The organism is Pirellulales bacterium (genome assembly GCA_035533075.1).
In the GTDB taxonomy this organism is placed as follows: domain Bacteria; phylum Planctomycetota; class Planctomycetia; order Pirellulales; family JAICIG01; genus DASSFG01.
This window is the reverse complement of record DATLUO010000185.1, coordinates 28793-50274: the sequence shown is the minus strand read 5'-3', so window position 1 is coordinate 50274 and position 21482 is coordinate 28793. Positions and strand designations below refer to the sequence as shown.

The window sequence follows — 21482 nt, the reverse complement described above, 5'->3', positions numbered from 1 at the left end:
GATGCGGTACGACTTGCCGAGATTCTCAGCCTGAATGATTACGTCGGACATACGTCAGATGATGTCGGCGAACGAGCGCTCCATCGAGCGGAACTTCCGAACGCCCAGCCAAAGAAACAGGGCCACGACCGTGACGCTCAGCGCAAAACCGGGCAGGTAAAGGCCGCTCTCGCCGCCCAACAGGCACCAGCGAAAGCCATCGATGACCCCGACGATCGGGTTGAGGCTGTAGAGAAGCCGCCATTTCTCGGGAATGACGCTGCTGGAAAAGCCGACCGGCGAAACGTAAAGCCCGAACTGCACCACAAAGGGAATGATGTAGCGGAAATCGCGGTACTTGACGTTGAGCGCCGTCAGATACAGACCAGGCCCGAGGCTTGCCAAGAGCGCCAGGAGCAGGAAGCCGGGCAGCGCCGTCACCTGCCATCCCGGCGCGAAGCGGTAATAAACCATCGCGGCCAGAAGCAACACCAGACTGATGAGAAAATCGACGAAGGCCACCACGACGGCGGCCGCGGGCACGATCAAGCGAGGAAAGTAGACCTTGCCGATCAGGTTGGCGTTGGCCACGAGGCTATTGGAGGCTTCGCCCAAGGCCGTCGAGAAGAGCGTCCAGGGGAGCATGCCGGCAAGCACGAGCAACGGGTAGGGAGCTTCGCCTTCGCTGGGCAGCTTGGCCAGACGGCCGAAGATCACCGTGAAAATCAGCATCGTCAAAAAAGGCCGAACGAGGGCCCAGGCCACACCGAGCACGGTCTGCTTGTATCGCACGGCGATGTCGCGCCAGGCGAGAATATAAAACAGCTCACGATAACGGACCAAATCGCGCCAGTAGTTGCGTTCGGCCCGCCCCGGCTCCAAAATCAACTCATAGCCTGCGTCGGCGGCCGGTTCGGTCGCCATTTGCGAGGCGGCCACGAAGCTTTGCGAGGCGTCGCGCGCCAGCCGGTGATCGGGCCCTCGCTCGGTGAGGGTCGTCGGACCTTGCGAGACGGCCTCCACGCTATCAAAGATTTCGGACATTCGTTCCATTTAGGAAAACAACGTTCTCACGCTTCGCCAAAGGGGGCGCAGCGGCGTTTTACGCAGCAGCGACAACGACTGTCGCTTGAAGCGGCGAAGTGCGCGTCTTCGCGGAGAGACGACGATTGAACCTGTCAGCAATCCAATACTTCCCGTCATGAACCGCCCTTTATAATCCTCGCCTCCCTGGCCAAGATCAGCACGTTCCACCCCGAGGCGATGGGCGTCCTTGAGAATGTCAACGAGCAACAATAGGCCGGGTGAGTAACGGGCGTAAGCTTCGTCATACGATGGAAACCAATAGTGGAATACCCGACCCGCGCGCATCCCCATATGCGCCGCCACAAGCTTATCCCCAGCCCACAAGAGTGAACACATGCCGGCGAAAGCAGGGGCTGCGGCTCGTTGAATGCGCTCGAGCAGCCCAATCCGCCACTGCGGCCACGAATCGCGAGTTGGTTCCTTCGAGCCATAGCGCCGCCACTTCCAGTCCAGCAACTGGTGCAACCTAGCGGCATCGGCACAATGGGCTTCGTATCGCAACGGACCGACTTCCCGATGGAGTTTCCGGGCCAAGGCCTTCAGTCGGTCGACTACCCGCGAGCCGCGGCGGCGCTGCTCGTTCGCGTATGCTTCAAATCCTTGCGAAACGTCGATGAAAGGCGAGCCGCCGGTCGAGTCTGCGAACGAAGCGAAACGCTCGTCCGACACGACCAGCGCGTGAAACTTCCATTCCTTCAAACCACAATCCCGAATCAGTTGGTTCGGCCGCCAGAGAAGGTCAGGGTGAGCGATCACGCCGTGAAAATCCGACATCCCGGCCCCTACCGGCCAACCAACGCCGGATCGGTCCCGGTGAAAGGGAAAAAAGCCAACCGGCTGCCCGGCCTGTTCCAGTACCGCAATCCAGACATCATCTCGGACGGCGGCGACGGCATCGGTGAATTCGACCCGAAAATATGGGCTGTCGAATTCCGCGTGAGCTTCCTGAATCCGAGCCCAGTCGCTCTTTAGCGAATCAGATAGCTCATGCGCGCGAAGAAGTTCGATCTTTATCACGACTGTCCCAGGCCACGCGCTCGGTCGGACATAACGCTCAACGATCGGTATACCCCGCGAAGTGCGATTGTTCAGAGCTGCCTGCGCCGACCGCGAGCCGACCTCGTCGACCAGACGTTCTGCCGACAGGCCCCAGCGCCCGGTCCGCCAGAAATTCCAAGGCGGCCGCAACCAGATCGGGCCGCCCGGTGGGTACCTGATGATACGCCGTCGGCGGCAACGCTTCGTGGCACAAGAGGTGGACGTCGGACTCGGCGCTGCCCACGTAGAGCACATCGCAGCCCGACTCGATTGAGCCGTAGACCTTCGAGGGCAGGACGTACCCCACGAAAGCATCGCGCAGGGTGATCAGGTGAGCGTCGGGCGTCACCAGCAGCCGCGACAGCTCGTCCAGCGGCACCGGCCGGCTGCGATGCACGGGCAGGCCCGCGTCGCGCAAAAGGCGCTCGACCAAGTCCGCCTTGGCCCCGGTGGCGTTGAGCCACAAGCCGACGCGGCCCGTGCCTTGAATATGGTGCAGCCGATAGCCATCGATGAACGTTTCATGGTCGTGGGCCACGCCGAAGTTGCCCGAGTAGAGCAGCACCGCGTAACCGGCCAAACTACCCGGACGCTCGAGAGGCATCGTTTCGGGACGCACCTCGACCGGAGAGGGATCGCGCTTCAACTCGATTCGATCGGCAGGGATGCCGATTTCCAGCAGCCGCCGCCGCTGGTCCTCGCCCAGCACCTCGAAGCGCCCGATGGTCTTGCGCCAGGCGACCGTCAGGCGGTGGAAGGCCTTGAGCGGCAAACGCACGCGGTCCCTGCCCGCCATCAGACACTCGGGGTGGAAATCGGTGATCCTGTAGACGAGCCGCTTGCGCAACAGCACGTTTAAGGGAGCCAGAAAATGGAGCAGGAACGGCGGGCTGCCCGTGAACAGCACTTCGTCCGCTCCCCAGAGATGCCTGCGCAGCCGCCACAGCAGGCGCAGGTTCACCTTGGTCGTCCACCAGGCCCGCCTGCGCAGATCGCCGCGGTCGTACGTCTCCGCTTTGAAGCGCAGAACGGTCAGCCTTCCGGCGCCCAAGTGTTCGACTTCGGCCCACTCGGACGTGGACGACAGCCCGGCCAGCACGACATCGTCGCCCGCGGCAGCCCGCTGGCGCGCGAAACCGAGGCTGTATTGTCCCACGGCCCCGAAATCGGGCGGAAGCCAATCGCAAATGTAAAGCAGCTTTTTCATGGTGATTTCGAGGCGCCTCGCGGAACGCCACGGAGTGCGTTCCCTATAGAGCGCTTGTGACCGCCTCTCGGACGCGGACGCCGTTGTTGGCGTGATACTCGTCGTAAATCCAGGCATAAGTCCGCTCCAGGCCGTCGCGCAGCCGGGTGCTTGGTTCCCAGCCGAGGTATTCGCGGATCTTTGTGTTGTCGCTGTTGCGACCCTTTACGCCCTTCGGGGCGGACAGGTTGTACCTGCGCTTCAGTCGCACTCCGGCGATGTCTTCGACCAGATCAACCAGACCGTTGATCGACACTAGTTCGCTCGAGCCCAGGTTGATCGGCTCCTCGATCGGGCTGGCCATGATCCGCTCGATGCCAAGCAAGCAATCTTCGATGTACATGAAGCTGCGGGTCTGGTGACCGTCCCCCCAGATTTCAATCTCGTGCTTGCCCGTCGCCAGCGCGTCGATAACCTTACGGCAGACTGCGGCGGGGGCCTTTTCGCGGCCGCCTTTCCAAGTGCCGTGCGGACCGTAGACGTTGTGGAACCGCGCCACGCGCGTTACCATGCCGAAATCCTCGCGGAAGTGGCGGCACATTCGCTCTGAAAACAGCTTCTCCCAGCCGTAGCCGTCCTCGGCCAGGGCCGGGTACGCGTCATCCTCTTTCAAGGCCGTTACGTCTGCCGAGCGCTGCTTGTCGGCGTTGTAGACGCAGGCCGAGCTGGCATAGAAATACCGTCGCACGCCCGCCTCCTTCGCAGCCATCAGCAAATGAGTGTTGATCAGCACCGAGAGCATGCAGAGGGCCTTGTTGTTTTCGATGAAGCCCATCCCGCCCATGTCGGCCGCCAGATTGTAGACCTCGGTAGCGTCCAGACAAGCGTTTTTGCAAACCCAGGCGTCTTTCAAGTCGGCGGTGACATTGTCCACCTGGTCGAACACTTGGTACCACTCGTCGAGCGGCTTGATGTCGACGGCGCGAACGCGTGCGTGGCCTTGCCGCAGCAAGGCGCCCACAAGGTGGCCTCCAATGAAGCCGCCGCCGCCGGCCACCAGGATAAGATCGTTGTGCATATTAAATGAGGGCTGAGGAAGGGATAAGTTAAAAGCCAACTGGTTCCAGTTCCAGACGACGGGCCCCTGCCCCGGCCATTTCCACCAATTGCGTTTCGAAGGGCTCCAGAAGATCCATCAGTCGCTCGATGTACTCGCACGACGAACCGTCCTCGCGCTTGCCGGACACCGCCAGACGGCCGATGACCTGGGTTCCGACAAACAGCGGGATCTCGGTCCGCCACAGTTCCTGCGGGCTGCAGCCTGAGGGGCGCTGCCAAGAAGCGTGGAAATCTTCCTGCGCGGCGGGCAAGCTCACGTCGAGGCGAATACCGTAGAGACTCAGCTTGTCGGCAAACTCCGTCAAAGACGTCCAGAGCTGGTCCCAGGGACGATTGCCCTGCAAACGCACTGAGGACGACTCAATCATGCAGTCGCCGCGTTCCGAGATGGGTCGCAACATCGACTGGCCGAGGGTCTTCATGCGATTCGCCACCAGCAGCAGCTCGACGTGCCCGAACGCGCGCGTCGCCACGAAAATGCCCGCCACCGGCGCGACCGCGGCGAAAGCGAGCAGGTCGTTATCGAAGTGCATGCTCAAGGCCGCGCCGACGCACGTCACCGCGCAGGCCACGGCGACGATGCCCACGACCAGCGTGTTGTTGCCCGTCAAAGCCAGCAGCCGATGGTGCAGGTGTCCGCGGTCGGTGGTGTAGATGCTGCGGCCCGTCAGTTTCCGCCGCAGGATCGCCGCGGTGATGTCGAAGATCGGGATGGCCCAGACCGCCAGCGGAGCGGCCAGAGCAACCGTGGCGGGCCCTTTCAGCGAGGCACGAATGGCCAACGCGCCCACCACCAGGCCGATCAGCATGCTGCCCGCGTCGCCTAGGTAGATGCTCGCCGGCGGGAAATTGAAGCAGAGAAACCCCAGTAGGCTGCCGGCGAAGGCCCAGGCCACAATGCCTTCGGACGGGTGCCCGGTGAGCAGGCACAAGCCGGCAATTGCAATGCATAGAATCGCTCCAATGCTGCTGGCCAAGCCATCGACGCCATCGATGAGGTTCAGCGAATTCATCGCGCCCAAAAGCCAGAACAGCGTGAAGGGAACCGAGAGCAAACCCAAGTCGACGTTCGAGTCGAAAATGCGCAACTTGTGGATCGTAAAGCCAGCCGGCACTAAGATCATTGCCGCGGCGACCTGGCCCAGCAGCTTGTGTCGGCCGCGCAGGTTGAAGCGGTCGTCCAACAAGCCCACCACCACGATGACCAGGCAGGCCGTCAGCAGCCAGCACAGCTCACCGCCGCCCGCGAGAAACGGGTCGCGGAAGCGGTTTGGCGTCACGGCCAGCACCGCCAAGGCGGTCAGCAGACCGACAAAAACGGCCACACCGCCGCCCAAGGCCATCGGCTCTCGTTGGACCTTGCGGTGCGCATCGGGACGATCGGTGAGCCCCACGCGGTGGGCAACCCTCCTTACGCCAAGCGTGGCCACGACGCTCGACAGGAAGGCAATGATCAGGATGGCAAGTAGGGTGGACATCAGGGTCTTTGCGGCCTTGCGTGAGTTTCTGTCTTCGTGCGCCAAAACCAGCGCCGGCGGGCGGCCTTGGGTTCCGGCACACACAAGGGCAAACCACGCAGGATCGCTGCCCCGTTGGCGCGGGCCACGCGATCGGCGACGTCGGACCCTGCCCAGCGGGTAACTCGTTCGTAGGCCGCGCGGATGCGCGGCGGGCGGCGGCGCGGGGAATGGCCGTCGGACCCCAGCACATGCGGGATGTCGCGTTCAAACCAGCTTCTCAGTGCGCGTTCGTCGCGCCGGCTGCCCGGTTCGGTAATGCTGTGGGTCGACACCTGCACCAGACATCCCGCCTCGATCAAACCTTCGATCTCACCGCTCCCATGCAACAGATCCGGACATCGCTCAGGATGCGCCAGAATCGGACGCACGCCCGTCGCGCACAAGCTTTCGACCATGCCGCCCAGGTTGACGTACAAATGGTGCGGCATTTCGACGAGCAGATAGCGTCCCGCGTCGGCGATCGTCAGCAGCCGGCCGACGGCGCACGACTCTTCCAGTTCCGGGTGAACCATCACCTCGCCACAAGGGAATACGCTCAATTCAATTTGGGCCTCGGCAAGCTGGAGCTGCAGGCGCCGGGTGGCTCGCCGGATGCGTTCGGGTGTGACTTCGGGCCAAGTTTCGCTCTGGTGGGCCGTGGCCGAGATCAAGCGGGTGCCTTCCTCGTAGGCCATGCGGCACATGGCCAACGCGTCGTCGTCGGTGCGCGGACCATCGTCGAGCCCGGCCAGCAAGTGACAGTGAATATCGACCAAGGGAGGCAAAGGGAGAGTGATGAGCGGTTATCCGTCGCCCGCGGGCTTCGGAGGCGCGTGGCCGTTCGAGGCGAGGGCCGTGCCCTTCGCGTCGCCGTCCTCGCATTGATTTCCGCCAGCCAACAGTAGCAGATCCGCGGCCTTGCTGGCCGCGACGCTTTCGTCGCCCCCGTCACGGTACGCCTCGGATTCGCCGTATCCGTAGCCGCCGTAACCGCCGTACCGGTATCCGGCGTACTTGTAACCCCCGTATCCGTAACCGCCATATCCATGCCTGCGACCGTAGTTCGAGCGCGCCTCGGCGTTGCCGTTGACCACCACGCCCAGGACGTTGGCGTCGAGCGTGTTGAGGATCCTCGTGGCGCGCAAGGCGTCGGTTCGAGCGTGCTTCGCGATGCGGATGACCAGCATCACCCCATCGACACGCGGGGCGACGGCGCACGGATCGGTGACCGCTAGCACGGGCGCCGTGTCGATGATCACATAGTCGTACTGTTCACGGAACATCTGCAACAGTTCCGCCAGGCGGGGTGACGAGAGCAACTCGGCCGGGTCGGGTGGAATCGGCCCGCACGCCAGCAGCCATAAGTTCGCCACCGCGGTTTGCTGGATGGCGTCGGCCGGCTCCGCCTGTAAGCCGATCACCGACGAAAGTCCCACCACTTTCGAGAGTCCGAAAATCTTGTGCTGCGTCGGCTTTCGCAGGTCGGCATCGATCAGCAAAGTGCGTTTTCCAGACTGCGCGATCGAGACTGCCAAGTTGCTGGCCATCGTGCTCTTGCCGTCGCCCGGCCTCGGGCTCGTGACCTGCAACACTTTGTGCTCGGCCCCGCGGCTGCTGAAATACAAAGCCGTGCGCACGCCGCGGAAGGCCTCGGCCGCATGCGACAGCCGCTCGTAATATGTGCAGACCGTGGGGCTCACGACCTCGCCGCGGTCGGCGATCCGCTGCACGGTTTTCTCGCTCGGTTGAACGAACGGGATGTGCCCCACCACCGTCAGGCCCAGCCGCTGGCGGATTTCATCCGCGGTGCGGAAGCTCGTATCGAGCATTTCCGCCAGGTAGACCATGCCGCCCCCGGCCAGCAGTCCGGCGAAGATCCAGGCCGCAAAGATCGACTTGGGATTCGGGGCCACCTTTTCGCCTATTCCCGCCGGCGCGATGACGCGAGCGGTCACTCCCCCGTAATCCTTGACCATGTTCACATCCTGCATCTTGCTGATGATTCCGTCGTACAGGGTCTGGGTCCGCTGCATATCACGCTGGAATTCCTCTTCTTGCAATTCGTAGTGGGTCAACTCCTGCGCAGCCTCGTGCTCGTTCTTGAAAAGCTCGTCCAATGTCCGCTGGTTGGCTTTGACCCGCTCCAACTCGCGCCGCAGTTGCGCCACGTGTGACTCTACCAGTTCGGCGGGGCTCGCCCCTTTGATGATGCCGTCCGCATCGTCGGCCTTGCTGTGGGCTGCCGGCGGGAGCACGAAGAAGCGGCGCGTGGCTTCGATACGGCCGCGCACCGATCGAACGAACGGATGATTCGGCCCGTAACCGAAGTCTTGGCGCAATCGCTGCTCTTCCTGCAACAGTGGAAACAGTTGCTCCTGCAGTGTCAGCGTCGACTTTCCACGCTCGGCGTCAGCCTCGTGCCGCGCGGCGGACAGATCGGAAATGAGGGCCAAGATTTCCTCCTCGGCCCGGTGCGCGTGCTCGGCTTCGGTGATCGTCGCCAGGTCGCTTTCCAATTGCACTTGCCGCATCAGAAGCGTCGAACGTTGCGATTCGATCAGCGCCAACCGCGAGTAAAGAGGGTTGTTCTCGTCGCCCTTGCCGTAAGACACCAGCGGCGAGTTCTGCCGAAACTTACGGTAGGCTTTTTCCTGCTCGGAGATGTCGGTCTCCAGCATGTCCCTGGCTTGGGTGATCAGCTTTACGGTGTCTTCGCTGGCATCGCGGTACGTTTCGTCGAGAAACTGCTGGTAGCTGTTGAGAACGGCGTTAATGACCACGCCGCACTCCTCGGCAACAGGTCCACGAAAGACCAATTGCAGCACGTTACTGGCGTTGACGCCCTTGTCGTTCGAGATTTGCTCGGCTTTCAGCATGCGGATGATCGACCCGGCGACGTCGCCCTTTTCTTGCCCGAACGTCTGCAGCGATTGCAGACGGTCCTCTTTCACGGCCCGCTCGATGATCAGCGGGCTTTGAATCAACAGTCGGTGTGTCGCGACGTAGTCTTCGAACTCCGACATCTGCGCCTGGTTCCCCGTGACGGTCTCAGGCCGCTTCCGCACGATGAGCACGCGCGCCGCCGATTCGAAGAGCGGCGTTTGCTGCGAATAGTAGAGCCCCCCCAAGCTGAGCGCCGCCACCATCCCCAGGGCCAGCAAGGATTTGTGCCGCCAGCCGATCTCGAGCACGCCCAGCCAGTTGATCGACGGCAGTGATGGGGACTCGTCAAGCTCGGGATGCTGGATTTCGATGTCTTCGGTCATGTGCGGCATTGGGTGTCTGGTGGCGGCTATGCGAAAGCCGTCATACGTCGCTGCGGTCGGCGCGCACTCCGTCCCCGTCGAGTGACGTCCCCGCCCGCCTCTCGACGGACACCGAGGAAAAACGCCCTACCTCGGGTGAGTTCGTTCCAGTCTTGTTGACGACTCCGACGCTGTCAAGCATTTGAAAAGAGATCCTGCGATTCGCAGGTGATGCACCGGGGGGTGCGACCGCGTCGCCAGGTGCCGCCCGCCGCTCAAATCGGCTCCAGCATGAAATCGTCGATCGCGACTGAGACGCCCTGCTGCAACATGTGAACTGCCACCAATAAGCGGCATTTCGCACGGCGTTCCATCACGACCCCTTCGATGCCTGCCAGTACCCCGCTGCGCACGCGCACCAGCTTGCCAGCAGCCAGCCGGCCTTCAACCGTCAACGGCACTTTCGACTCGATCATCCGCCACACGCAGGCGAGATCCTGTCGAAGCTGCTGCTGGTCATCGACCTTGATCACTTGGGCCACGCGGTTCGTCGTCAGGCTCCGGTATCGCTCCGACTCGCTGCCGTACAAAAAGACATAGCCGCTGAACACGGGCACGAAGGAGCGCCGCTTGCGCCCGCGCACGAGCGTGGTCTTTTCGGTCTGCGGGGCAAAGTACGGGATCGACTGCGCCAGCAGGTTGCGGGCAATGGCCTTCTCCTGCCGTGCCTTGGTATGGACCACCCACCAACGCCGCTCCTCACCGCCGGGCAAAACACCCGTGAGCAGGTTTTCGGGGAAAATCTGCGGTACCGGGTTCGGGAAAGGCATGCAGTCCTCGCCGGATCCTCCAGAATTCTAGAGCGTAGCCGAGTTCGCCGGAAAGCGGCAGTCCCTTACAGCATGCTCCAAAAGGATCCGCTCCGCAAGGGAGGAAGGCGGCGCGTCAGGCCGCATCCCCCGCCCGATACTTCCCCATCACGACGCGATTGCCGCGATCGTTGTATTCGACTCTCGACATGAAGGCACGCATCAACATGATCCCACGCCCCGAAGGAAGCTCAAGGTTTTCCGGACCGGTGCAATCCGGCACGTCGTCGGGGTTGAACCCAGCCCCTTCGTCGCGAATCTGCCCCCAGAGCTGTTCTTTCGACAGCTTGCAGCAGACGTACACGCTCTTACTCGCGTCGGAGCGATTGCCGTGACGGATGGCGTTGTCAGCGTCGCCGATCGCGGCGATTTCCGCAGCCGGAATTCCGCGGGCGCGGAGTTTCTCCACGAGATCGTCGTAGACGCAGTAGCCCGACCTCGTGGCATGCACGCCAAGGTCGCAGAAGACAAGTTGAGTCGAACGGCGCCCGGCTGAGCGATACCAGAGTTCCACCACGTTTTTCCACGAGCGCGTTGACCTTCGATTCGGGAAAATCCGGTGCCGAACCGTCGAGCAGGCGTGCTTCCAGCGCCAGCTTCCGACCGTCGGTCGTGATCGCCAGCGCGTTATCCACCGCCGGGTCGATCCTCTGCGACCGGAGTCGTTCATATCGTGCGACGAGCTGCTCCTGCGGCGCGCGTTGTTCCTGCGACATCGAACACGCGACGACCTGGGCCTTGCCGGTTTCGAGGCGGGGCCGGGTGCCGCGCGGTTTCTTCTGGACCATACTACTCACGCGCGATCGACGCGAAACGCCGCCAGATCGATGCCCGGATCGCCGCCGAGCATCAATCGGCCGAGCACGACGGCCGTGGCCGGCGAGAGTTGCAGGCCATGCCGGTAGTGCCCGGTGGCGACAAAGGCGTTGTCGCAGCCGGGCACGCGGCCCAGGTAAGGAACGTGGTCGTGGCTGCCGGGCCGCAGACCGGCCCAGCATTGTTCGATGGTCAGCTCGCCCAGAGGCGGCGCAAGGTCGATGGCAAAGGCGATCAGCCCGGCGATGGCCTGGGCGGTCGTGCGCTTGTCGAAGCCGGCGTCTTCTTCCGTCGAGCCGACGAGAATGCGGCCGTCGGGGCGGGGCACGAGATAGCGCGGGCCGACGTTGATGATCGACCGCAACATCGGCCGGGCCGACGACAAGAGCACCATCTGTCCGCGCACCGGACGCATCGGCACTTCTACCGAGAGCCGGCTGAGAAGGCCCTTTGACCAAGGCCCGCTGGTGATGCAAATCTGGCTGGCCGGCAGGTCGCCTTGCGAGCTGACGGCGTGCGTGACCCGCTGGCCGGCCACTCGAAACCCTTCGACCGCCACGCCGGCGCAGAGCTCCACTCCGCGTCGCGCACAGGCCAAGGCCAACGCTTTCAGGTGTCGCGGATTACGCACCTGGGCCTCGTCTCGCAGCCACCACGCGGCACGCAGCCGCCGGCGGGCCTGGCCGCCGGCGAGCGCCGGCTCACGCTCGGCCAGGCCGCGGGCGTCGAGCGGTTCGGCGTGAATGCCTTGTTGTCGCCATTGGCCCGCGCAGGAATGAAGCTGCTGCTCTTGTGCATCGTCGGTGGCCAGGTAGATTCCGCCGCACTGGCGGTATCCGTTGTCGACGCCGGTCTCTTCGTGCAATTGTGCCGACCAGCGGGGATACAGCTCGCCGCTGATCCGCTGCAACTCGGCGTAGGGACCGCCTTGGCGCCGCGAGGCGGCTGGGGGCAGGATGCCGGCCCCGGCCCATGAAGCTTCGCGCCCAAGCGGGCCGCGATCGACCACGCGTACCTGAGCGCCGTTGCCCGCCAACTCATACGCCAGCGACAAGCCGATCACGCCGCCGCCGACGATCAAAATATCCGACATGCTTGCTGTTCTTCCCCATCAACTGCGTCCGGACCGACGATCATCAGAACAATTCGTGAATCACTTCGCCGCGGTCGATGGCAGGCACGGGGCGGCCGGCGTGGTTCAAGAAGCTGACCTTCGGATCGACGCCCAGCACGTGATAGATCGTGGCGTGCAAGTCGCACGGCTCCAGCGGCCGGTCAAGCGGCACTTCGCCCAAACGGTTTGTCGAGCCGACGCTCCGCCCGCCTTTCACACCGCCGCCGCCCAACACACAGAACATCGAGTTGCCCCAATGATCGCGGCCGGGCGTGCCCATGCTCAAGGGCGGCCCGCCGTTGCCGCCATTGTTCATCCGCGGCGTGCGGCTGAACTCGCCGCATAACACCACCAACACCTTTTCGTACAGGCCCCGCTGCGTTAAATCTTCGAACAAGGCCGCCACCGCCCGATCGACGATCGGCAGGTAACTCTCCATGCCCTGCTGCAGGTTCCAATGATGGTCCCAGCCGCCGAAGTGGACGGTGACGAACGTCGTGCCGGCCTCAACCAGCCGTCGGGCCAACAGTACGCTTTGACCCCAGTTGTGCCGCCCGTAAAACTCCCGAAGCTTCGGATCTTCGGAATTTAGATCGAAGGCCTTCGCGGCCGCTGAACCGGCCACCAAGTCGTAGGCGTCTCGCTGGAAGCGGTCCATCGCATCGACCGCGCCGGTCCGATCGACTTCGCGGCGGAAACGGTCGAGATCACCCAGCAGGGTGCGGCGATCGCCCAGGCGATCAATCGTCATGGCGGCCGGTGGGCGAATGTTGTGTACCTGAAAGCCTTCGGCATTCGGATCTCCCTCGGTCTCGAACGGATTGTGCTCGATGCCCAGGTAGTTGGCGCCAAAATAGCCGGGCCGCAGGCCGATGCTGGCGGCGTAAGGCACGGCCACGTAGGGCGGCATCGCCGCACGGCGGGCACCGGTCAACTTGGTGGCGATGGAAGCGATCGACGGATAACGGCCGGCCGTGTCGGCGCCGCTGGCCCCGCCGCGGCTGGTGAGCATCCAGTGCCCGCCGGCAAAGTGGTCGCCCGTGTCGTGGTGCAGCGAACGGACGATCGAGAACTTGTCGGCCCCCTTGGCCTGCAAGGGGAAGAGCTCGGTGACCTCCATGCCCGGCACGTTCGTGGGAATCGGCCGCCAGAGGCCGCGATATTCGGCTGGGGCCTCCGGTTTCATGTCATAGAGGTCCATGTGGCTTGGTCCGCCGTCGAGCCAAAGAAGGATGACCGAGGTATCCTTGGCAGTGCCGCCGGCAGCGGCGGACGCCTGTTGGGCCCGCATCACGTCGGCAAAACCGACGGATGCCATTCCGGCCACGCCAAGCTGCACAAAGCTCCGCCGGCTCATTCCATCGCAGTATTTTTGCGTCGTTCCCGCTTCGATTCGCCACATGCTTGGCCTCCTTTATTGGTTCGCAAACGCAGACCCCGGATGAGCAAGCCTCGCCATCCATCAACGATTCTTTATGAATCGGATTTTACCGTAGTGTGGCGCAAAAAGTCAACGTGGGCGAGGTCGTGGTCCTGATGATCGATGGATCGCCAAGATTCCTGCGGTGGCTAGGGCAGAGCGTGTTCTGAAGGTAGCGGCCAAGCTCTGCCCCAGCCACCGCCTGCCATTCATCAATCGACGAATGAAAGGGCCTCAAGCCTCGGTCAGCTTCTGATTTGGCCGCACGACGTCGCTGGCCAGGCCGACCTTTTCCAGCAGGCAGATGGTGAGGTAGGTGACGTCGAACTCCCACCAGCGGTGCCCGTGCGCCGCGCTGCGCTGGTCGGCGTGATGGTTGTTGTGCCAGCCTTCGCCGTTGCTGATGAGCGCCACCAGCCAATTGTTGCGGCTGTTCTCGTCGGTCTCGTAGTTGCGATAGCCCCACATGTGCGTGGCCGAGTTCACGCTCCAGGTGATGTGCCACACCGCCACGGTGCGGACGAACACGCCCCACACCAGCAAGCTCAGCCCGAACCGCACGCCGTCCGCCGAGGTTCCCTGCGACCAGCCGATGGCCAAGCCGGGCAGGAAGAACGCCAGCCACTGCACGAGGTTCACCCAGACCCACAGCAGGTTGCGCTCGAAGGCGAAGTAGAACGGGTCCTTGAGCACGTCGCGCGCGTAACGGTCGTAGGTCAGCACGCTGTTCACCTGGCGGTTTTCCACCATCAGCCAACCGATATGGCCCCACAGGAAGGCGACCAGGGGACTATGCGGATCGGGTTCCTCATCAGAATGCTGGTGGTGCAGGCGATGTACGGCGACCCAACGGGCCGGCGTGTCTTGCAAACAGCAGACGCCGAGCAGCGCCAAGGCATGCTCCAGCCAAGGGGGACAATTGAAGCCGCGGTGCGTCAACAGGCGGTGGTAGCAGAGATTGATGCCCAGCGTTCCGAAGACGTACAGCCCGGCCACGGCCAGAACGACGCCGGTCCAACTGAACAACCAGGGAACCAGCGCCGACAGCGCAAACAAATGATAGAGGCCGATGCTGATGACGTAGGGCCAAAGAATGCGGCCGCGGTTGACCGAACTGGGAAGCGGCAACTTCCGCGCGGCGGGGCGCGGCGGCTCGGGCTCGCGACGGACGAGCTTGCTGCGCGTGCGAGGTGCTGCGGGGAGTGATACGATGGCCTTCGGCCTTGCCCTGGAGGATTGTTTGGAACCCGTTGCCATCGAGACGTTGCTCTCTCAGCCCAGCGTTGGACGTTTCGCCACCCTGGTGTTTCATTTTTAGGTCCACCGATTGTAGCAGTGTTTGAGTGGCGGCCACAGCCCAGATGCGCAAATTTCGTCGGCCTCCTGGCCAGGGACGGACTTTAGGCAATCAGGGCAGAGATTTACGACAGTAGGGTGGGACCAGCGAAGCTTGCGAGCGCCGGCCCACCACGATTTTGGATTTTGGATTGGCGGAATCCAAAATCCAAAATCCAAAATCCAAAATTGCGGCGATGGTGGGCCGGCGCTCGCAAGCTCGCTGGTCCCACCCTACGCCGTGCTCCGCGACAGGATACTCGCTTCCGCAGGCGGCTCGACCAGCCGGAACAAGGCCAGCGAGCACGGCGCAAGCTGATAGTGCGGCTCGATGACGGGGCGCGGCCCGCCTTCGTCGGCCCGCGCGCTGTCGAGCACCAACTCGTAACTTTGCCCCGCTTCGAGGGCGGGCAGCACATAGTCGATCTGCGTGGCGTGGTCGGCGTTGAACAAGATCAACAGTGTGTCGCCGTGGATCTCCTCGCCGTGCTCGTCGACGTCGATCGACTGGCCATAGAGCTCCACGCCAAACGAACGGACGAAACTGGTCTTCCAGTCTTCTTCCGACATCTCGTTGCCCGACGTGTCGAACCAGGCAATGTCGGGCGCCTCGCCGCCTTGGATGCCCTGGCCATGAAAGAACCGCCGCCGGCCGAAGACCGGCTCGTGGCGGTTCAGATCGATGCACTTCTGCACAAACTCGTGCAGTGTTTTCTGCTCGTCGCTGAGATCCCAATGGATCCAGGTGATCTCGTTGTCCTGGCAGTAGGCGTTGTTGTTGCCGTTCTGCGTGTGGCCGAGTTCATCGCCGGCCAGAATCATCGGCACACCCTGCGAGAAGAGCAGCGTGGCCAGCATGCTCCGCTTTTTCTTGTTTCGCAGCGCGCGGATTTCGGGGTCGTCGGTCGGCCCCTCGACGCCGCAGTTCCAACTTTGGTTGTCGTTGGCGCCGTCGCGATTCTCTTCGCCGTTGGCTTCGTTGTGCTTTTCGTTGTAAGAGACGAGGTCGTCGAGCGTGAACCCGTCGTGGCAGGTGATAAAATTGACGCTGGCGTGCGGCCGGCGGCTGCTCCATTCATAGAGGTCGCTGGAGCCGGTAAAGCGCGTGGCGAATTCCGAGACCATGCCCGCGTCGCCCTTCCAGAACTTCCGGACGCAGTCGCGGTATTTCCCGTTCCATTCCGACCACAAGATCGGAAAGTTGCCCACCTGATAGCCGCCGGCGCCCAGGTCCCACGGCTCGGCGATGAGTTTCGCCTGAGAGATGATCGGGTCTTGATGGATGATGTCGAAAAACGCGCCCAGCTTGTCGACCTCGTGCAGCTCGCGGGCCAGCGTGCTGGCCAGATCGAAGCGGAACCCGTCGACGTGCATTTCGGTGACCCAATAGCGGAGGCTGTCCATGATGAGCTGCAGCACGCGCGGGTTGCGCATGTTGAAGGTGTTGCCGCAGCCGGTGAAATCCGTGTAGTACCGCGGGTCGTCCGGGCTGAGGCGGTAGTACGCCGCGTTGTCGATGCCGCGAAACGAGCAGGTCGGCCCCATCTGGTTCCCTTCGGCCGTGTGGTTATAGACCACGTCCAGGATCACCTCCACGCCGATCGAATGCAGATTGCGGACCATCGTCTTGAACTCGCGCACGGTGTCGAGCGGCGTGTCGGCCGCGGAGTAGCGTCCGGCCGGCGCGAAGAAGCCCAGCGTGTTGTAGCCCCAGTAGTTCGACAGGCCCCGGTCGACCAGGTGCCGATCGTCGAGGAAGTAGTGTACCGGCAGCAGTTCCACCGCCGTGATGCCCAGCTTGCGCAGATAGTTCAGCGCCGCCTCGGACGACAGGCCCGAATAGGTTCCACGCAGCCGGTCGTCGACGTCGGGATGGAGCCGGGTGAAGCCCTTCACGTGCAGCTCGTAGATCAGCGTTTTGTGCCACGGCACGTTGGGCGGGCGGTCGTCGCCCCAGGTGAAGGCCAGATCGACGACGGCCGCCAGCGGAGCGAAGGCCGCGTTGTCGCGCTTGTCGAACGACAGATCGGCTTGGGCATCGCCCAGCTTGTAGCCCCACATCGCATCGCTCCACCGCACCTCGCGGCCGATGACTTTGGCGTAGGGATCGAGCAGCACCTTGTTGGGATTGAAGCGATGCCCCTGGCTCGGCTCGTAGGGACCGTGGACCCGGAAACCGTAAAGCTGTCCGGGCCTGACGTCCGGCAGAAAGGCGTGCCAGACCATGTCGGTTTGCTCTTCCATCACCAGGCGGTGCGATTCCTTCTCATCGTCTGCCGAATCGAAGAGGCAAAGTTCGACCTGGGTGGCGTTTTCGGAATAGAGGGCGAAATTGACGCCGTTGCCGTCCCATGTCGCGCCGAGCGGATACGGCCGGCCTGGCCAAGTTCTCATGGATGCTCATTCCGGGATGATGTTTCGTCGCTTGGCCGCAATTTAGATGCCATTGGATTGTCACCGTTGCTCTCTCTGTCGCCCGCGGCCTCGTCGGTAATCATCTCCGCCGGTTTTTCCGGCTCACTCCCTTCCTCTGCCAATGGGCCCTCCGTGAGCGACTCAATTCCTACTGCCACGGCCGCGTCGAACCGCAATGTCTCATGATTCTCGACGGCGTCGGTCAGCGATGCAAGCGCCGGCCCGGTTGTTTCATCAGGCGCCATTGCTTCGCCTGGCGTCGCCTCGCCGACAACCGTTTCCTCCGACAACACGCTCTCCGCGTCCAACGGTTCCAACTCCACTGGCCCGGCAACCGGCGCCGGCCGCTCTTCGATCACCCGCAGCAGCACGAGCGTGCTGTCATCGAAGCGCATCTGCTTGGCGTCGCGCAGGGCGAAAATCTCGGCGCGCCATTCTTCGTCGCTCAGATCCCAGTACCGCGGCCAATCGACCGCCTCGCCCGATTCGTGCCGCTCGATCGCCCACAGTGCGACCGCATCGGTGGTCAACACCAATAAATCACCGGGCAAGCACTCCTGCGACCGCGCTTTGAACTCCAGCAGGTGGTCGAGCTGCCGATCGACGCTGGCCACCACGGCCGGATTGAGACCGAACTCGGTCGAGCTTTCCAGCGGAAACCAATACAGCGTCGCCTCATCGCGCACGTGAAACAGGCAACTGTCGCCAATGGCATACGCCTGGAGCTGATAGCGGGTGGCCAGTTCCTCGTCGTTCGTCTCGTCGGGCAGCAGCTCCAGCCACAACAGCGTGGTCATGGCCCCGTCGGCCATTTTCGGCCGCTGATACCAGGTGAGCTTGCTGATATCGATGTTGTTGATCCAGGCGGTCCGATTCTCGGCCATCCAGGTCTGAAAAGCGGCACTGTCTTCGAGCGGAGGTGGTTCGGCCACGGCGGCCAACGCCAGCAGCCGGGCCCACGGACCTGAGAAGATCGTCGAGCTGACGCCGTCGGCGATCGCCGCCCGTCCCAACTCGGAGTCGAGATCGAAGGCATCTTGATATTGGGTCGGCTCGTCGGCGTCTTTCGCCAGCCAGAACGTGCGGTATTCGAAACGCATGGATCAGTTCAATCGTTTGGATATGGCATCAGAATCTCGCCCGTCGGCAGGCCCTCGATCGACTTGAAGCGGCCTTCGACAACTTGCTCGCCCAGCCGGGTGACGGCCCGCAGGTCGCGGTCCGAAGGTCGGCTGCCGGTGAGCTTGCGGCGCAGGTCTCGGCAGATGACGTCGGCCGCCGCGCGCACGACTTCGTCGTTTTTCCTCGCGGCGTAGAGGCTCGTGCAAAGAATGACGATGGCGTCCTGCACGCGTTGCGAAACCTCGGCCATGCGGCACTGCCGGTCGGCCAACGCAAGCTGATACTTGCGCATCGTACCACTGATCTCCAGCGGCGATCGCAGCAACCAGTCCGCGGCGAATTCGGCGTGTTCTCGCAGCGCCGGCGGCATCGGCGGCAGCGTGGGCCGAGACGCCGAGAATCGCTGGCCGACGTACCACTTCGAGTACTCCCATAACGGCCCTTTCAGCACGGCCAGGTGAGCCGGGTTGAGCAGGTTGGGCTTTTTGATGCCGGCCGCGGCCAGCGCCTTGCCGATCGGCTCGAAAAACTTCGTGCCGTGCTGCTTGACCAGCGACTTGAAAAACGCCATGCCCAGCATCTCGCCCTCGCCCTCGTAGATGCAGGGAGCGAGGAACTCGTGTACGTTGTCGCCGAAGAGATGCCCGTGCAGGAAGGAGCGGCCGCCGTGCGTTTTCATCAACAGCTCGACGGCGGCCTCTTTCTGGGCCTCGCTGCCGAAAATCTTGGCGACGATGCACTCCATCTCTCCGCGATAGCCCTGGTCGATGAGGCCCGAGCACCACTCGACCAGCGCGTCGGCGGCGACGATCAATCCGGCCAGGCGTCCGATGCGGCGGCGGACCAGCTCGCGCGTGTCGATCGCCGCGCCGTAGGTTTTGCGAAAATGCGCCCAAGGGAGCATGCTGGCCAGCATCAACCGCATGCTGCCGGCGGCCGTGGCGCAGAGGGCGATGCGGCCGAGGTTCAGGCCGTGATAGGCGATCGTCAGCCCATCGCCGCGGGTCGGCTTCAACAGATTGGCTGCCGGAACGCGGAAGTTGTGGAAAAGGATGCCTTGATTGTTGGTGTGCTTCAGCGCGTAGAGGCCGTACTTGCGGAGCTGAAAATGCTCGTTCTCTTGCGGCGGCAAATCGACGATGATCACGGCGGGCCGGTTCTCGATCAGGCAGACCAGGCCGACCGTGCGGCCCGGAATCACGTTGGTGATGAACAGCTTTTCGCCGTTGACCACGTAGTCATCGCCGTCGAGCACCGCACGAGTGCGGAGGGCCGTCAGATCGCTGCCGGCGTTCGGCTCGGTGAGCGCGAAGGCCGAGAGGCTCTCGCCGCTGGCCAAGCGCGGCAGGAACCGCTGCTTTTGTTCGGACGTGCCAAACGTGCGCACCGGATCGACGCCGCCGATGCAGCCGTGTACGGAGGCCATGCCCGCCACGGTCGGATCGACCGTGGCGATGCGCGTCAGGAAGGGCGCAAAGCTCATGAAGGGCGAACCCGACCCGCCGTATTCGCGGTCGACGAGCAGGCCCCAATATCCGGCGACGCCCAACTCATCGAGCACCGTTTTGGCGATTTTGCGGTTCTCGTCTTGCAGCGTGCCGGCCTCGCGGTGCCGCCGGACGACGGCCAGCGAGTCATCCATCACCTTGGCGACGTGCGGCGGCGTGGCCGGCGGCTCGAACGAGAACAACTCGACGGGCACGTGACCGTCCCACACGGCGCGATGGGCCGGGCTGGCGGCCGTTTGGTACTGCGGCGCGAAGAGAGCTTCGACCTGGTCGTCGGCCTTGTCGATGGCCCCGGTGCGGCGGGCCTCTTCGTCGCTCTTGCCGCCGAGCTTCAGGGCCGTTTCGGCGAACGACTGCTGGCGATCGTCGACGGCCTGGCCGTTGGCGTCGGTTGGGGTTTGCGGCTCAAGATGCGGTTCGCTGGTCTTCATCGTGTATTTCCAACGGGTAATGATGCTTGGCAATTATACCGCACGCGACGGTCGTTGCGACAACGGCCCTGAGGAGCTGTGGCGTGAAAGTGCAGCGACTACGTGAGTCGCCGTCATTCTTCTTCGGTCGCCGCCGGAGTTTCATTGGAGGGCTCGGGCACGGGCAAATCGATCGACCGTGCGCGTGCGCCGTCGCCGGCGCGCGGGGCGGGCTTGCGGCCCGCGCGGAGCCGGCCGCCCAACTCCTCGCTGAGATAATCCATCTGGACTTCGCTGCCGCGGCCGTCGCCGTTGTCGTCGAGCAGCGAGTGCTCGGTGGCCAGCAACTCGCCGCCGGCATAGTCCTGGGCCGTCTCACGCGCCGACCAAAGATAGGCGTCGAAGAGCGTCGCCCGGCCGTCGCCATCGACGTCGAACTCCGGCATCGCCGGCGGCCCGGCGAGCGCGGTCGCCAGCTTCTGCGGAAAGATGGTCTCGTTCACTTCGGCATCGGCTTCGGTGGCCGCAATCACGACCCGCCCGGCGGCCGAGAGCGGCTTGACGAAAAAACCGCTGGCGGGCGTGGTGATGAAGAACACCAGCTCGCGACAGGCCACCGGCGCGAAGAGCTTGCCGAACTCGACCTGGTTCACATCCGGACCCGGCAGATTCAGCGAGCTGTATCGGCCGTCGAAGTGCGAGTGTCCCAACACGAAGACCCACAAGGCGTCGTCGGGTTTGAGCGCGGCTTGGATCTCAGCGGCCGTCTCCGTCAGCTTCTCGCGCGTGGCCGGGCCGCGGCTGGCCCGCAGCGCCGGCCCGTCCTGGTCGGTCGTTTCGTCGCTGAACAGAACCAGCACGTTGTCCGGCGCGAAGCCCAGCCGCGTCGTCAGGCCGGCGTACAGCTTCTCGATCGTCTCCGCGAACAGTTCGCGATGCTCGGCGTCGCCGGGCAAGCCGCAGACGATAAGCGCATGGCGCAAAGGGCCGGCTGTCAGCGGCTCCGTCTCGCCTGCCTCCTCCGCCGCGGCGGTAGCCGCCGGCACCGAAAAAACCACAGCATACAACAGAGCATGGAATAGTCTTCGAGCGCTCATTTTTTCAGCTCGGGTATTTCATCGATGAACGTATCACGGATCAACCGATAGGTATGGTCGGGATCATGCGTTGCTTCTCCGCGTTATTGGTAATTTTCGCTGGCCGGCTTTTCATTATCCGACGAATCAGGCGGCAACGGCGTGCCGAAGGCTTGCGAGCGCCGGCCCACCGAGATCGACGTCGCCAATGGTGGGCCGGCGCTCGCAAGCTCGCTTTTTCCACC

General features: G+C 63.4%; 16 protein-coding genes. All 16 read right to left on the bottom strand.

The features are described 5' to 3' along the window. Positions 1-54 precede the first annotated feature (54 nt). Complete coding sequence (locus VNH11_22955; protein HVA49242.1) at positions 55-1023, bottom strand: ABC transporter permease; 969 nt, start codon at positions 1021-1023, stop codon at positions 55-57. Positions 1024-1032: 9 nt separating this feature from the next. After that, positions 1033-2082 carry a GNAT family N-acetyltransferase gene (locus VNH11_22950; GenBank protein HVA49241.1) on the bottom strand — a complete coding sequence of 350 codons (1050 nt, stop codon included), beginning with the start codon at positions 2080-2082 and terminating at the stop codon, positions 1033-1035. 37 nt (positions 2083-2119) lie between these two features. Beyond that, complete coding sequence (locus VNH11_22945; GenBank protein ID HVA49240.1) at positions 2120-3310, bottom strand: hypothetical protein; 1191 nt, start codon at positions 3308-3310, stop codon at positions 2120-2122. Between the two features lie 43 nt (positions 3311-3353). Then, positions 3354-4367 carry an NAD-dependent epimerase/dehydratase family protein gene (locus VNH11_22940; GenBank protein HVA49239.1) on the bottom strand — a complete coding sequence of 338 codons (1014 nt, stop codon included), beginning with the start codon at positions 4365-4367 and terminating at the stop codon, positions 3354-3356. 28 nt (positions 4368-4395) lie between these two features. Continuing rightward, a complete protein-coding gene (locus tag VNH11_22935) occupies positions 4396-5886 on the bottom strand; it encodes an MraY family glycosyltransferase (GenBank protein HVA49238.1) in 1491 nt (496 codons plus the stop codon). Further along, on the bottom strand, positions 5886-6692 hold the full coding sequence (locus tag VNH11_22930) for a CpsB/CapC family capsule biosynthesis tyrosine phosphatase (GenBank protein HVA49237.1): 807 nt from the start codon (positions 6690-6692) through the stop codon (positions 5886-5888). Before VNH11_22930 ends, VNH11_22935 begins: the two co-directional genes overlap by 1 nt. 18 nt (positions 6693-6710) lie before the next feature. Beyond that, on the bottom strand, positions 6711-9173 hold the full coding sequence (locus VNH11_22925) for a polysaccharide biosynthesis tyrosine autokinase (GenBank protein ID HVA49236.1): 2463 nt from the start codon (positions 9171-9173) through the stop codon (positions 6711-6713). Positions 9174-9427: 254 nt separating this feature from the next. Then, entirely contained in the window at positions 9428-9982 is a 555-nt protein-coding gene (locus tag VNH11_22920; GenBank protein HVA49235.1) for a transcription termination/antitermination NusG family protein, read from the bottom strand. 115 nt (positions 9983-10097) lie between these two features. Continuing rightward, complete coding sequence (locus tag VNH11_22915) at positions 10098-10472, bottom strand: ATP-binding protein (protein ID HVA49234.1); 375 nt, start codon at positions 10470-10472, stop codon at positions 10098-10100. Positions 10473-10814: 342 nt separating this feature from the next. Beyond that, the gene (gene thiO / locus VNH11_22910) at positions 10815-11930 is read right to left on the bottom strand and encodes a glycine oxidase ThiO (GenBank protein ID HVA49233.1); all 1116 of its coding nucleotides are present in this window, start codon (positions 11928-11930) and stop codon (positions 10815-10817) included. Between the two features lie 43 nt (positions 11931-11973). Beyond that, positions 11974-13353, bottom strand: coding sequence for a DUF1501 domain-containing protein (locus VNH11_22905; protein HVA49232.1), 1380 nt, complete (start codon positions 13351-13353; stop codon positions 11974-11976). A 252-nt stretch (positions 13354-13605) separates the two neighbouring features. After that, positions 13606-14499 carry a fatty acid desaturase gene (locus VNH11_22900; GenBank protein HVA49231.1) on the bottom strand — a complete coding sequence of 298 codons (894 nt, stop codon included), beginning with the start codon at positions 14497-14499 and terminating at the stop codon, positions 13606-13608. Between the two features lie 441 nt (positions 14500-14940). Beyond that, a complete protein-coding gene (gene glgX / locus VNH11_22895) occupies positions 14941-17100 on the bottom strand; it encodes a glycogen debranching protein GlgX (GenBank protein HVA49230.1) in 2160 nt (719 codons plus the stop codon). After that, a complete protein-coding gene (locus VNH11_22890; protein ID HVA49229.1) occupies positions 17097-18221 on the bottom strand; it encodes a hypothetical protein in 1125 nt (374 codons plus the stop codon). The genes glgX and VNH11_22890 overlap by 4 nt, the downstream gene beginning before the upstream one ends. Before the next feature lie 8 nt (positions 18222-18229). Beyond that, positions 18230-20182: an acyl-CoA dehydrogenase family protein gene (locus VNH11_22885; protein ID HVA49228.1), complete on the bottom strand. Its 1953-nt coding sequence runs from the start codon at positions 20180-20182 to the stop codon at positions 18230-18232. A gap of 113 nt (positions 20183-20295) precedes the next feature. Further along, a complete protein-coding gene (locus VNH11_22880) occupies positions 20296-21258 on the bottom strand; it encodes a hypothetical protein (GenBank protein HVA49227.1) in 963 nt (320 codons plus the stop codon). Positions 21259-21482: the final 224 nt, after the last annotated feature.

Bases quoted from the DNA above. Each gene is read 5' to 3' on its own strand.
- VNH11_22955 (HVA49242.1), bottom strand. From the start codon at position 1,023: ATGTCCGAAATCTTTGATAGCGTGGAGGCCGTCTCGCAAGGTCCGACG.
- VNH11_22945 (HVA49240.1), bottom strand. From the start codon at position 3,310: ATGAAAAAGCTGCTTTACATTTGCGATTGGCTTCCGCCCGATTTCGGG.
- VNH11_22940 (HVA49239.1), bottom strand. From the start codon at position 4,367: ATGCACAACGATCTTATCCTGGTGGCCGGCGGCGGCGGCTTCATTGGA.
- VNH11_22935 (HVA49238.1), bottom strand. From the start codon at position 5,886: ATGTCCACCCTACTTGCCATCCTGATCATTGCCTTCCTGTCGAGCGTC.
- VNH11_22925 (HVA49236.1), bottom strand. From the start codon at position 9,173: ATGACCGAAGACATCGAAATCCAGCATCCCGAGCTTGACGAGTCCCCA.
- VNH11_22920 (HVA49235.1), bottom strand. From the start codon at position 9,982: ATGCCTTTCCCGAACCCGGTACCGCAGATTTTCCCCGAAAACCTGCTC.
- thiO (HVA49233.1), bottom strand. From the start codon at position 11,930: ATGTCGGATATTTTGATCGTCGGCGGCGGCGTGATCGGCTTGTCGCTG.
- VNH11_22905 (HVA49232.1), bottom strand. From the start codon at position 13,353: ATGTGGCGAATCGAAGCGGGAACGACGCAAAAATACTGCGATGGAATG.
- glgX (HVA49230.1), bottom strand. From the start codon at position 17,100: ATGAGAACTTGGCCAGGCCGGCCGTATCCGCTCGGCGCGACATGGGAC.
- VNH11_22890 (HVA49229.1), bottom strand. From the start codon at position 18,221: ATGCGTTTCGAATACCGCACGTTCTGGCTGGCGAAAGACGCCGACGAG.
- VNH11_22885 (HVA49228.1), bottom strand. From the start codon at position 20,182: ATGAAGACCAGCGAACCGCATCTTGAGCCGCAAACCCCAACCGACGCC.
- VNH11_22880 (HVA49227.1), bottom strand. From the start codon at position 21,258: ATGAGCGCTCGAAGACTATTCCATGCTCTGTTGTATGCTGTGGTTTTT.